This window comes from Streptomyces umbrinus (assembly GCF_030817415.1).
In the GTDB taxonomy this organism is placed as follows: Bacteria; Actinomycetota; Actinomycetes; order Streptomycetales; family Streptomycetaceae; genus Streptomyces; species Streptomyces umbrinus_A.
In genome coordinates this window covers 7,763,798-7,776,672 of the sequence record NZ_JAUSZI010000002.1, presented here as the reverse complement: position 1 = coordinate 7,776,672, position 12,875 = coordinate 7,763,798, and the positions used below count along the sequence as shown (strand labels likewise).

Here is a 12,875-nt window from a genome sequence, read left to right as displayed (position 1 = left end):
CGTTGTCCCACACCGCGAGACAGGTCCTGGAATGCCCCTAGAAAGGGTGTACGCCCACAGGTGTCGCCGGCAGCGGTCCGTATCCCTCGGCGATGCGCTGGTGGTAGGTCTCGCGGTCGATGACCTCCAGGCCGACGATCTCCCAGGGCGGCAGTTTCGCGGTCTGGCGGTGCTCGCCCCACAGGCGCAGCGCGACCGCGGCGGCGTCGTGCAGGTCGCGGGCCTCTTCCCAGTAGCGGATCTCCGCGTGGTCGTTGGCATAGCGGCTGGTCAGCAGAAAGGGGTGGTCGTGGGCGAGCTGTTCAAGACCGCGCCTGACCTCCTTCAGCGGGGTCTCGGCACCCGAGACGCTGAGCGTGACGTGCCAGAGCCTCGGCAGGTCCTGCGGCTCCTCGACCTCGTAGGTGTCGCCGGCCGCGACGCTGGTGAGGGCCCGCTCCTCGCCGGCCACCCGGGAGCCGACACCACCGCGGGACGCCGCCGCCCCAGGGCGCACTCGTCTCACGACGGCCTCCTTTACGCAATGGGTCCGCTCGGACTGAGGGGGTCTCCCTGAAACAAAGTTGAGCAGGTGGGAAGCCTCCGTGTGACGGTTTTACGGAACGTCCACCGGCGGGGGCCTTCCTTTCGGCCGTTTACGGGTGGAGCAGCACCAGATCGTCCCTGTGTACGACTTCGCGTTCGTACGCGGGACCCAGCTCGCGGGCCAGCTCGTGCGTGGAGCGGCCGATCAGCTGCGGGATCTCCTTGGCGTCGAAGTTCACCAGCCCCCGGGCGACCGCCCGTCCCTCGCTGTCGCGCAGTTCGACGGGATCGCCCGCGGTGAAGTCGCCCTCGACGCCCGCGATGCCGGCCGGCAGCAGGGACGTACGCCGCTCGACGACCGCGCGCACGGCCCCGTCGTCGAGGGTGAGGGCGCCCTGCGGGGTTGACGCGTGCTGGAGCCACAGGAGCCGGTCGGCGGAGCGGCGGCCCGTGGCGTGGAAGTACGTGCCGGTGTCCCGGCCCGCGAGGGCGTCCGCGGCGTGCACCGCGCTCGTCAGCACGACGGGGATACCGGCCGCGGCCGCGATGCGGGCCGCCTCGACCTTGGTGACCATGCCGCCGGTGCCGACGCCGGCCTTGCCCGCGCTGCCGATGTCGACGTGCGCGAGGTCGGCCGGGGTGCGCACCTCCGCTATCCGCGAGGTGCCCGGCTTGCTGGGGTCGCCGTCGTACACCCCGTCCACGTCGGAGAGGAGGACCAGCAGGTCGGCGCGGACGAGGTGGGCGACGAGGGCGGCGAGCCGGTCGTTGTCGCCGAAGCGGATCTCGTCCGTGGCGACGGTGTCGTTCTCGTTGACGACCGGCAGGGCGCCCATCGCGAGGAGCTTGTCGAGGGTGCGCGAGGCGTTGCGGTGGTGGGCGCGGCGGCTCATGTCGTCGGAGGTGAGCAGCACCTGGCCGACGCGGACGCCGTAGCGGGCGCAGGAGGCGGTGTAGCGGGCGACCAGGAGGCCCTGGCCGACGCTGGCGGCGGCCTGCTGGCGGGCGAGGTCCTTGGGACGGCGGCGCAGGCCCAGCGGGGCGAGGCCCGCGGCGATGGCGCCGGACGAGACGAGCACGATCTCCTTCTCACCGCCGCTGCGGCCCTTGGCGAGGACGTCCACGAGGGCGTCCACACGGTCGGCGTCGAGGCCTCCGGACGCGGTGGTCAGGGACGAGGAGCCCACCTTGACGACGATTCTGCGGGCCTCCGCCACTCCCGCCCTCACCGCCTGCATTGCCGCTGACACGCTGTACCCCAATGTTCCGACCAGCCCGGTCTGTGCAATCTACGTGACCGAGGGTGGCCGGCGCCGCCGCGTTTCGAGTGGCGGACGGACCGGGGGCCGCGGGAGACCCGAGTGAGGAAGACGAGAGAACCAGCTCACAGGTTCCAGTCTTTTTAGCCCGAAATACGGTGAATGATCTCACGCAAGATTGCTAGGGGGCCCGCCGAAGTCATACGGTCAGGGATCGGCTTCCCGCTGGCACGAGGATCCGCGAGAAATCGCGGGGATTCGCGAGGCATGACGAGGCCGACCCCCATGTTTCCCCCCATCCGTCGCATCCCTCGCAGGAGCCCATTCCGTGCCCTCCGCCGGACTCGCCCCCCGCCGCATCGTGCAGCTGTCGGCGCTGCTCTCGATGTTCGCGCTCTTCACGGCGCAGATCGTCTCCGCTCTGCTCCCGAACGTCCCGGTGTTCATCGCCGCGAGCGCCGCCGGGCTCGCCCTCGACGTGTTCCTGCAGTACCGGGACCCCGGTCTGCTCTCACTCCTGGGCAAGGTCCGCTTCGATGTCACGGTCCGGCAGTTGCTGCGCGACATGCTGATCCTGGTGGGGCTCCTGCGTATCGAGGGCATCAACCCGACGCGCGAGCAGGCTCCGCTGCTGGTCGCGCTGTGCCTCTTCTACGCCCTGCACTTCGCCTGCCAGGCCGCCGCGGTCGTGGTCCGCCGCACTCGTACGCTGCCGATCGTCACCCGCAACATCGACGCGTCCGCGCTGAACCTGAGCGCCGCGCCGCCGCGTGTCCTGGCCCGCCGCCCGGGTCACCGCCTGCTCACCTTCTCGATCCCGACCACGGCCGGCCTGATGGTCACCGCGGCCACCACGGACGCGTACTGGGGCGCCATCGGCGTCGGCATCGCGCTCGTCCTGATCGGTGGCGGCACGGCCTACCTCGCCACCTGGCTGCTGCCGAAGAAGCGCGCCAAGAGCGAGCAGAAGGTCATGGAGTGGCTGGACAAGTGGCTGGCCGACTACCGGCCGACCGTCGCCATGTACTTCTCGGGCGGTACGACCTCCGCGTACCAGGCGAACATGTGGCTCTCCACGCTCTCCTCGGTCGACGCGAAGCCGCTGATCGTGCTGCGTGAGCGCTTCATGGTGCAGAAGATCGACGCCACGGACGTCCCGGTCATCTGCTTCCCCAAGGTCTCGACGATGTTCTCGCTGGAGAACTCGACGCTGAAGATGATGCTGCACCCGGCCAACGCCGCGAAGACCTCGCAGGTCCTGCGCATCCCCACGGTCAAGCACGCCTTCATCAACCACGGCGAGTCCGACAAACTGTCCTCCTGCAACCCGTACGCGAAGGCGTACGACGAGGTGTGGGTGGCCGGTCCCGCGGCGCGCGAGCGGTACGCGCTGGCCGAGGTCGGCGTCGAGGACAAGGACATCGTGGAGGTCGGCCGCCCGCAGCTGGCGCCGATCCGCCCCTACTCCGGGGCGCCCACGGGTACGTACACGACCGTGCTGTACGCCCCCACGTGGGAGGGCTGGGACGGCAACCCCGGCAACACCTCGGTGGTGCTGGCCGGCGAGAACATCGTGAAGCGGCTGCTCGCCGACGAGGGCGTACGGCTCCTCTACAAGCCGCACCCGATGACGGGTTCCGTCGACCCGCGCGCGGGCGCCGCGAACCAGCGCATCATGGCGATGATCCGCGAGGCCAGCGCCTTGCGGTCGGGCGCCCGTCCGGACGCCGGTGCCGCCGCCGAACTGACGCGCCGCACGGCCGAGCTGGACAAGCTCACGTCCACCGACTTCCGCGAGAGCGCGGACGAGATGGAGCGGATGCTGCTCCAGGGGGCGCCGCGGGGCGACCGTGAGGCGGCCATCGTCGAGGCCACGCTGGCCTGGGAGAAGGCCTACTGGGCATCCTTCCCGGAGTGGGAGCACCAGATCATCACGGACGCGCGGCCGGCCATCTTCGCCTGCTTCAACCAGGCGGACCTGCTGATCAGCGATGTCTCGTCGGTCGTCTCCGACTGGCTGTCGAGCGAGAAGCCGTACGCGGTCGCCAACACCTCGGGGATGTCCGAGGCGGCGTTCCGCGCGGGCTTCCCGACCGTGTCCGCGGGCGCCATCCTGTCGCCCAAGGCGGGCGGTGTGCCGGCCCTTCTGGAGTCGGTCCGCCACCCGGAGAAGGACCACTTCACGGCGGCCCGTGCCGAGCTCAAGGAGCACCTGCTCGGCCCGTCCGACCCGCCGTCGCTGGCCCGCTTCAATGCGGCGATCGACGACCTCTGCACCCTCGCCGACGAGCGGCGCGTCCGCATGGAGTCCCGCCTCGCCGCGGAGATCCCCTCCCCGCGCTCCGCCAAGGAGGACGCGGCCGAGGAGGCTGCGCAGGACCCGAACGAGGCGGACGACTCCGTCAACGCGTAGCCGCTGCCGCGGGGAGCACATAGGAAGAGGGCCCGGAGTTTCTCCGGGCCCTCTTCCTGTTTTGCTTGCGTACGTTTTCGGCTGCGGGTGAGTGGGCGCTGGTCGCGCAGTTCCCCGCGCCCCTGAAGATGGCTGGGGTCGGCGGTCACGTGCCGCTTCCCGCCAACGGTCACCTGTCGCTTTTAGGGGCACGGGGAACTGCGCGAACGGCCCCCACCGGCCCGCGGTGAACACACAGACCGTGGGGGCCTGGGGGCGGAGCCCCCGGTTTTGGTCGGTTGCGGTCTAGAACGGGTCGAAGTCGTCGAACTCCTGGTCCGCCTCGTCCCGCTCCGCCTGCTTCTCGCGCCGCCGAGTGACGGCGGGCCGAGGCGCCTCGAACCGATGGTCCTCACCCCGGCGACCGAGCATCTCGGCCCCGGCCATGACCGTCGGCTCCCAGTCGAAGACGACCGCGTTGTCCTCGGGTCCGATGGCGACCCCGTCACCGTGCCGGGCACCCGCCTTCATCAGCGCGTCCTCCACACCGAGGCGGTTGAGCCGGTCGGCGAGGTAGCCGACGGCCTCGTCGTTGCTGAAGTCGGTCTGCCGGACCCAGCGCTCGGGCTTCTCGCCCCGTACGCGGTAGAGTCCGTCCTCCTCCTGGACCACCGTGAAGCCGGCGTCGTCGACCGCCTTCGGGCGGATGACGATACGGGTGGCCTCCTCCTCGGGCTTCGCCGCACGGGCCGCCGCGACCATGCCGGCGAGGGCGAAGGAGAGTTCCTTGAGGCCTGTGTGGGCCACCGCCGAGACTTCGAAGACCTGGTAGCCGCGCGCCTCCAGGTCCGGCCGGACCATCTCGGCCAGGTCCTTGCCGTCCGTCACGTCGATCTTGTTGAGGACGACGAGACGCGGCCGGTTGCCGAGGCCGCCGTACTGCTTCAGCTCCTCCTCGATGATGTCGAGGTCGGAGACCGGGTCGCGGTCGGACTCCAGGGTCGCCGTGTCGAGGACGTGGACGAGCACCTCGCAGCGCTCCACATGGCGCAGGAACTCCAGGCCGAGGCCCTTGCCCTGGCTCGCCCCGGGGATCAGTCCCGGCACGTCCGCGATCGTGTAGACGGTCGAACCCGCCGTCACCACACCGAGGTTGGGGACGAGGGTCGTGAACGGGTAGTCCGCGATCTTCGGCTTGGCGGCCGACAGGACCGAGATCAGCGAGGACTTGCCCGCGCTCGGGTAGCCGACGAGCGCGACGTCCGCGACGGTCTTCAGCTCCAGGACGATGTCCCGGAGGTCACCGGGCACGCCGAGCAGCGCGAAGCCGGGCGCCTTGCGGCGGGCCGAGGCCAGCGCCGCGTTGCCGAGGCCGCCCCGGCCGCCCTGTGCGGCGACGTAGGTCGTGCCCTGGCCCACCAGGTCCGCGAGTACGTTCCCCGCCTTGTCCTGGATCACCGTGCCGTCCGGCACCGGCAGGACCAGGTCCTGGCCGTCCTTGCCGGAGCGGTTGTCGCCCTCGCCGGGCTTGCCGCTGGTGGCCTTGCGGTGCGGGGAGTGGTGGTAGTCGAGGAGGGTGGTGACGGACTGGTCGACGACCAGGATCACGTCACCGCCACGGCCGCCGTTGCCGCCGTCCGGGCCGCCGAGCGGCTTGAACTTCTCACGGTGGACGGAGGCACAGCCGTGACCTCCGCTACCCGCGGCGACATGCAGCTCGACGCGGTCCACGAAGGTGGTCATGGGATGTGCCTCCAGTTACGTACGGAAATCTCTCATCGATGATCACCCGGCGGCATTCGCCGCTCAGTGATCACTACTCAGTTAAAACACGCGAAAGGCGGACCCGCTTCCCGTACGGGAAGTGAGGTCCGCCTCGCGAAAGATCCGGTCAGGCGACCGGAACGATGTTCACGACCTTGCGGCCACGGTGAGTACCGAACTCCACCGCACCGGCGGCGAGGGCGAACAGCGTGTCGTCCTTGCCGCGGCCGACGCTCGCGCCGGGGTGGAAGTGGGTGCCGCGCTGGCGGACCAGGATCTCACCGGCGTTGACGACCTGACCGCCGAAGCGCTTCACGCCGAGCCGCTGAGCATTGGAGTCGCGACCGTTCCGGGTGGACGATGCGCCCTTCTTGTGTGCCATCTCTCCTCAGTCCCTTACTTCGCAGCCGCGGGGATCTCAGTGACCTTGATCGCCGTGTACTGCTGGCGGTGGCCCTGACGACGGCGGTAGCCGGTCTTGTTCTTGTAGCGAAGGATGTCGATCTTCACACCCTTGTGGTGATCCACGATCTCGGCCTGGACCTTGATGCCGGCGAGGACCCACGGGTCGCTCGTCACGGCGTCGCCGTCGACAACGAGCAGGGTCGAGAGCTCGACCGTGTCGCCAACCTTGGCAGTGGAAATCTTGTCAACCTCAACGATGTCGCCGACAGCAACCTTGTGCTGGCGACCACCGCTGCGCACGATGGCGTACACGCGGATCTCTCTCTCGCTCGAAATCGGAATCCCCGCAGTCCAGCCGCCGAGGAAAGCAGGCGGCCTCTCCCGGGGCGCGAGCCACCGGGAGGAAGAGGTTTACGGGAATGCGGTGCGTCAGTGAACACACCGAGGGTCAAGGTTACGGGGCCCCGACCTGGGGGTCAAACCGGGTCGGGGGCGGCTCCTCACCAGGACCTGACCAGGTCCTACGTGGTCGGCTTCTCACCGTCGTCGGGCAGCGGCTTCACGCCCTTGCACAGGTCCGTGGTGTCCGCGGTGCCCGGGTAGGCCGCCTTGGCCACCCGGTCGAAGTGGACCTTGTACATGTCGTGCACGGCGTCGTCGTCGACCTTCACGATCGACTCGTCGTTCTCGCGCAGCGCCGGGCCCGTGTAGTTGCCGGAGCCGGTGAAGCTGACCTTGTTCTTCACGCCGTCGTACATGCCCTCGATGAGGATGTACTTGGAGTGGATGATGTACGGCGTCGACAGCTTCTGGCCGGGGTTCAGCGGGTCCCGGTCGTCGTTGTAGCAGCGCACGGTCGGACCGCCGGTGGTGTGCAGCTTCTCCCACGTGCCCGCCGTACCACCGCTGCTCTTGGCGCTGTCCGACTCCGCGTAGACGATGCTCACGGAGCAGCCCGCCTTCTTCAGCGAGACCAGCTTCTCCGCGATGGCCAGCCGTGTGATCTTGAAGATCGCCACCCGGACCTTGGTCGACTGCGTGACCCCCGCGGTGTCCTTGTACTTGCAGGTCACGTTGTTGAGGATCGAGTACACCGTGTCGGTGGCCCGGGTGTTGCCGGCCCGCGGGAAGAAGTACGCCTTGTAGAGGCCGTTGCTCACCGTGCGGTAGTTCCAGGACTCCCAGTCCTGCGCGACCATCGTGTCGAAGTAGTCCGCGTACGCGTCGTACATCGTCGGGTTGTTCGGCAGCAGCAGCGCGTCGTTGAAGAACTTGGTGTGCGCCGACGGCGTGGAGTTCGAGGTGGTCTCGACGACCACGTTCGTGGCGCCCTTGACCGCCGAGAACAGCCAGAACTTGTTGTGCATGATCGACTGCCCGAACCTCGGGTCGCCGAGGCACGACTTGTTCTCCGGGCAGGTCGCGACGTACGAACTCTGCGTACGGTCCGTGCCGAGCCCCGAGGCCAGCGTGCCGTACGCGGTGTTGGTGGGGCGGTCGCTGATGCTGGACTCGTCGAGCAGCACCTGGACGTCGACGCCGCGGTTCTTGGCCGCCACGAGCGCGTTGACGACCGAGGCCTCCCACACGTGGTAGACCGCGACCTTGATCGTGGAGCCGGGCAGCGCCGCGTTCGTCAGCTCGATGAGCCTCGTACGGATCGCGGTCTGCTCGTCGGCCGTGCCGAGCGGGTCGTTGAAGATCGGCCCCTCGGTCCACGCCGGGTTGTCCACGGCCTGCGCGGTACCCGCCGACATGACGGCCTGTCCGCCCGCCGCGGACAGTACCGTCGCCAGCGCGACGGCCTGGCGCCCGCCCTTGACCGGCTTTACGGCACGGTGTCGCCCAGTGCCCTTCAGGCGCACGCGCGCCATTGCAATCCCCTCCCCTGACACGTGTGAGCGTTCTCCCCAACGCGCACCCGTGTGTTCACGCCTATGACTGCATGAGTTTTACAGGTAGATGATCGCCTTCCAAGAGGCGGGGGGTAATTGTGATGACCGTGATGCTCCTGAAAACATGTCAGGGGCCCCAAATCGGGCAGAAGTCACGGCAGTTCGGTTCCCCTGACGGAGCGTCGTCCGAGCAGCCGAACGCCCCCTGGCCCGCAGTCGGACCGCGGGCCAGGGGGCGTCTTCGGTTACGCGGGTGCTCAGCCCTCGTCGGTGGAGGCCGTGACGGTGGACGGAGTCTGCTGCTCCGCCGCCGCGGTCTTCTTCGACGTCGACTTCGTGGCCGTCTTGGCGGTCTTCGCCGTCTTCTTGGCCACGGTCTTCTTGGCGGCCGTCTTCTTGGCCGTCGTCTTCTTCGCGGCGGCCTTCTTCGCGGGCGCCTTCTTGGCCGCCTTACGGGCCGTCTTCTTGGCCGGGGCCTCTCCGTCGCCGGTCGCCTCCGCGGGGGCCTCGGCAGGCGCCTCGGCGGCCTCCGTCCGGGCTTCCGCGGGAGCCTCCGCCGAGGCCGAGGGGACGACCATGACGGCGGTCTCCGCGGGCGCGGTGGGAGCGGTGGCCTTGCGGACCGCACGGCGGCGCGCCCGCGGCGGGGCGGCGCTGTCCGTGGCGGGCTCCGGCTGCGGCTCGGGCTCGGCGACCGGCTCCGCCTTGGACTCGACGGGGGCGGCGACCGGCTCGGTGACGGTCACCACGGTCTCCTCCGCGGCCTTGGGCGAACCGGCCGGCGCGGTGGCCTTGCGGGTCGCCCGACGGCGCGTACGCCCCTTGGGCGCGGCGTCGTCGAGGGCAGGGGCCTCGGCCGCGGGGGCCTCGACCACCGGGTCCTCGGCGGCGACGGGCTCGGCCTGCGCGGTGGCGGCCTGCTCCGGCTGCACGGGACGCTCGGCCTCGTCCTGCGACGTCACGGACTGGGCCGTCGGAGCCTCCGAGCGGCGCTCGGACCGACGGCTCTCGGACCTCGGCGCGCCCGCGGGGGCCGACGCACGCCGGCCGGCACGGCGCCGCGAACGGCCACGCGTGGCCGCGGCCTCCGCCTCGGCGGCACTGCTGTAGAGATCCTCGTCCGGTACGAACTCGGGCTCGGGCAGCGCGACCGGCTCGGCGGCCTCCGCGGCGACCTCGGCCGCCGTCTCGTCGGGCTCGGCCGTCTCCGTCTCGTGCGTGTGCTCGTGGTCGTGGGTCTGCTCGGCGCCGCCACGGCCGCGCTTCTTGCGCTTGCCGCCGCCTCCGGCGGAGGTCGGCTGCTCCATGTGCACGATCACGCCACGGCCGTTGCAGTGGACACAGGTCTCGGAGAACGACTCCAACAGGCCCTGGCCGACCCGCTTACGGGTCATCTGGACGAGGCCCAGCGAGGTCACCTCGGCGACCTGGTGCTTCGTACGGTCGCGTCCCAGGCACTCCAGGAGGCGGCGCAGCACCAGATCGCGGTTGGACTCCAGGACCATGTCGATGAAGTCGATGACGACGATGCCGCCGAGGTCGCGCAGCCGAAGCTGGCGCACGATCTCCTCGGCCGCCTCCAGGTTGTTCCTGGTGACCGTCTCTTCGAGGTTGCCGCCCTGACCGGTGAACTTACCGGTGTTGACGTCGATGACGATCATCGCTTCGGTCTTGTCGATGACCAGCGAACCACCGCTCGGCAGCCAGACCTTGCGGTCCAGCGCCTTGGCGAGCTGCTCGTCGATCCGGTACGTCGCGAAGACGTCGACCTCGGAGGTCCACCTCGACAGGCGGTCGGCCAGGTCGGGCGCGACATGGGCGACGTACCCGTGGATGGTGTCCCACGCCTCGTCGCCGCTCACGATGACCTTGGTGAAGTCCTCGTTGAAGATGTCGCGGACGACGCGGACGGTCATGTCCGGCTCGCCGTAGAGCAGCGTCGGCGCGTTCGAACCGCCGCCGCCCTTCGCCTTCTTCTGGATGTCCTCCCACTGCGCCTGCAGCCGCTCGACGTCACGGCGCAGCTCGTCCTCGCTCGCGCCCTCGGCGGCGGTGCGCACGATGACGCCCGCGTCCTCGGGGACGATCTTCTTGAGGATGGTCTTCAGACGCGCGCGCTCGGTGTCGGGCAGCTTGCGGCTGATGCCGGTCATCGAGCCCTCGGGCACGTAGACCAGGTAGCGGCCGGGGAGGGACACCTGGCTGGTGAGGCGGGCGCCCTTGTGGCCGATCGGGTCCTTGGTAACCTGCACGAGGACCGACTGGCCGGACTTGAGGGCGCTCTCGATGCGGCGGGGGCCGTTGGCCATGCCCAGCGCCTCGAAGTTGACCTCACCGGCGTACAGCACGGCGTTGCGGCCCTTGCCGATGTCGATGAAGGCGGCCTCCATCGACGGCAGCACGTTCTGGACCTTGCCCAGGTAGACGTTGCCGACGTACGAGGTGGCCTGCTCCTTGTTGACGTAGTGCTCGACGAGCACGTTGTCTTCCAGGACGCCGATCTGGGTGCGCTCGCCGCTCTGGCGGACGACCATCACGCGCTCGACGGCCTCACGGCGGGCCAGGAACTCGGCCTCGGTGATGATCGGAACGCGACGGCGGCCCTGCTCGCGCCCCTCGCGGCGGCGCTGCTTCTTGGCCTCCAGGCGGGTCGAGCCCTTGATGGACTGCACCTCGTCCGAGGCGTCCGACCGCTCTTCCTTCTTGCTGCGCGGCTCACGGACCTTGACGACCGTGCGCTCGGGGTCGTTGTCGCCCGACTCGGCCTCGCCGGACGAGTCACCGGCGCGACGACGACGACGGCGACGGCGACGGCTGCTGCTGGAGCCGCCCGACTCCTCGCGCTCGTCCTCGGCGTCCTCTTCGGTCTGCTCGGCGGTGTCCTCGGCGTCCTGGGCAGCCTGCTCGGACTGCTCGGCGGCGTAGTCGTCACCCTCGGCCGAGTCGCCGTCCGCCTCGGCGGACTCGCCCCGGCGGCGACGACGTCCGCCACGACGGCGCCGACGGCGCGAACCGGTCTCCTCGCCGTCATCACCCTCCGCGGAGTCGTCGGCGGTGTCCTCCGCGGACTCCTCGTCGACGGGCTCCTCCTCGGGCTCGGGGGCCTCCGCCACGGGGGCGGCGGGCTCCTCGGCCTTCCTGCGCCGGCGCCTGCGCGAGCCGCCAGTCTCCTCCTCGGCGACGGGGGCAGCGGCCTCCTGGACCGGTTCCACCATGTCCTCGGGGGCCCCGGGCTCCTCGGCGGCCTCGGCAGCAGCGGCGGCGGCTGCGGCGCGCTCCGGCGTCTGGAACATCGGCTCGGTGAAGACGGGCGCCTGGAACACGGCGACCGCGGGACGCGCGGGACGCCGCGAGGAGTCCTTCTCGGTCTCCGTGCTCTTGTCCGGCGCGGGTGCGGCGAAGCCTCCGGCGGCCTTGCGCGTGGCACGGCGGCGGGCGCGGCGCGGGGCTCCGTCCTCGGCGTCGGCGGTGGTGTCGGCCTCGGGGGCCCGGTCGTTCTTGGCAGCGGCCACGGGGGCCTCCCTGCGCTCGTCGCGGACATCGGCCTCGACGGGCTCGGTCGCGGTGGGGGTCTCGGCGCGCTCCGCCTCGGGCGGGGTGGCGCGGCGGGCGGGCTCGGCGTCGGCCTCGGCGGGCGCCGTCACGGGCGTCTCGGCCTCGGCCTGCGGCGCACCGGTCGGTGCGGTGGCCCGACGGGTGGCCCGGCGGCGGGTACGGCCCTTGGGGGCGGCGTCCTCGGCCTCGACGGCCGGCGCCTCTTCGGCTTCGGCGGCGGCCGGGGCGGTGGTCGTGGTCACGACGGCCTCGGCGGCCTCGGTGCTGTTCTCCGTCGGCGCACCGGCGGGTGCGGTGGCACGGCGCGTGGCCCGACGGCGCGTACGCGGCGCCGGAGCGGCCTCCTCGGCCACGGGCTCGGCGGCGGGCGCCTCGGGCTCCGCCTGTACGGCAGGAGCGGCGGCGACGGCCTCTTCGCTCACGGCGGTCGCCACGGTTTCGTCGGGCCCGGCGGTCTGCGCCGTCTCGGCGGCCTGCGGCGCACCGGCGGGAGCGGACGCACGACGGGTGGCCCGACGGCGCGTACGCGGCGCCGGAGCAGCCTCCTCGGCCGCGGGCTCCTCCTGTACGGCAGGTGCGGCGGCCTCAGCTGCGGGCGCGTCGGTGACAGACGTCTCAGTGGCGGCCTTCTCGGCGGTCACCGCTTCAGCGGCCACAGCCGCCTCTTCGGTCTCCTCCGGCTCCTCCGTCGCGAGATCGGTGGAGCTCACGGCCGGTATGGCCGGCGCGGTGGTCTCGGCCACGCTCTCGCCCTCGGTGTTCCCGGCGGGCGGTCCCGCGGGGCGGGACGCGGCGCGACGACGCCTGCGCGGCGGCAGGGTGTCGCTGGGGGTGCTGTTCTCGGAGCCCTTGGAGGGCTCAGCGGGTTCGGTCGGTTCGAGCATGCGGGTGGATCTCCCGTCAGGCTCCCGGGCGCCGCGGATCCGGTGACGTCCGCGGCTCGCGCGATGCGCGGTGCCGCCGTCCGGGGCGCGGGCGCCGCACGGGAGCTCTCTGTGTCCTGTCTCGCCGGTTCCGTACGCCATGAGTGCGTACGGCCTGGCGAAAGTCTTCTGGTCGGTGCGCTGCCCGAACCAGGTG

The 12,875-nt window shown here is 70.8% G+C and carries 8 protein-coding genes; 1 reads left to right on the top strand and 7 read right to left on the bottom strand.

What is annotated here, in order from left to right; genetic code table 11:
• Positions 1–37: 37 nt before the first annotated feature.
• On the bottom strand, positions 38–496 hold the full coding sequence (locus QF035_RS34350; RefSeq protein ID WP_307531642.1) for a hypothetical protein: 459 nt from the start codon (positions 494–496) through the stop codon (positions 38–40).
• Between the two features lie 139 nt (positions 497–635).
• On the bottom strand, positions 636–1,742 hold the full coding sequence (proB, locus tag QF035_RS34345) for a glutamate 5-kinase (protein WP_307531640.1): 1,107 nt from the start codon (positions 1,740–1,742) through the stop codon (positions 636–638).
• 370 nt (positions 1,743–2,112) lie between these two features.
• Between proB and QF035_RS34340 the strand changes: the two genes are divergently transcribed.
• On the top strand, positions 2,113–4,197 hold the full coding sequence (locus QF035_RS34340) for a hypothetical protein (protein WP_307524458.1): 2,085 nt from the start codon (positions 2,113–2,115) through the stop codon (positions 4,195–4,197).
• 285 nt (positions 4,198–4,482) lie between these two features.
• Here QF035_RS34340 and obgE read toward each other — a convergent pair whose 3' ends face one another.
• From obgE to QF035_RS34315, 5 genes are all read right to left on the bottom strand, one after another.
• The gene (obgE, locus tag QF035_RS34335; RefSeq protein ID WP_307524456.1) at positions 4,483–5,919 is read right to left on the bottom strand and encodes a GTPase ObgE; all 1,437 of its coding nucleotides are present in this window, start codon (positions 5,917–5,919) and stop codon (positions 4,483–4,485) included.
• 148 nt (positions 5,920–6,067) lie between these two features.
• Entirely contained in the window at positions 6,068–6,322 is a 255-nt protein-coding gene (rpmA, locus tag QF035_RS34330) for a 50S ribosomal protein L27 (RefSeq protein ID WP_006374707.1), read from the bottom strand.
• Between the two features lie 14 nt (positions 6,323–6,336).
• The gene (gene rplU / locus QF035_RS34325) at positions 6,337–6,657 is read right to left on the bottom strand and encodes a 50S ribosomal protein L21 (protein WP_006374708.1); all 321 of its coding nucleotides are present in this window, start codon (positions 6,655–6,657) and stop codon (positions 6,337–6,339) included.
• A gap of 209 nt (positions 6,658–6,866) precedes the next feature.
• A complete protein-coding gene (locus QF035_RS34320) occupies positions 6,867–8,219 on the bottom strand; it encodes a phospholipase D-like domain-containing protein (protein ID WP_307524454.1) in 1,353 nt (450 codons plus the stop codon).
• A 278-nt stretch (positions 8,220–8,497) separates the two neighbouring features.
• Positions 8,498–12,679 (bottom strand): Rne/Rng family ribonuclease, encoded by a 4,182-nt coding sequence (locus QF035_RS34315; protein ID WP_307524453.1) that lies wholly within the window; start codon positions 12,677–12,679, stop codon positions 8,498–8,500.
• Between the last annotated feature and the right edge of the window lie 196 nt (positions 12,680–12,875).

Coding starts and splice junctions, on each gene's coding strand:
- rpmA (WP_006374707.1), bottom strand. CDS start 6,322: ATGGCACACAAGAAGGGCGCATCGTCCACCCGGAACGGTCGCGACTCC.
- obgE (WP_307524456.1), bottom strand. CDS start 5,919: ATGACCACCTTCGTGGACCGCGTCGAGCTGCATGTCGCCGCGGGTAGC.
- QF035_RS34315 (WP_307524453.1), bottom strand. CDS start 12,679: ATGCTCGAACCGACCGAACCCGCTGAGCCCTCCAAGGGCTCCGAGAAC.
- QF035_RS34320 (WP_307524454.1), bottom strand. CDS start 8,219: ATGGCGCGCGTGCGCCTGAAGGGCACTGGGCGACACCGTGCCGTAAAG.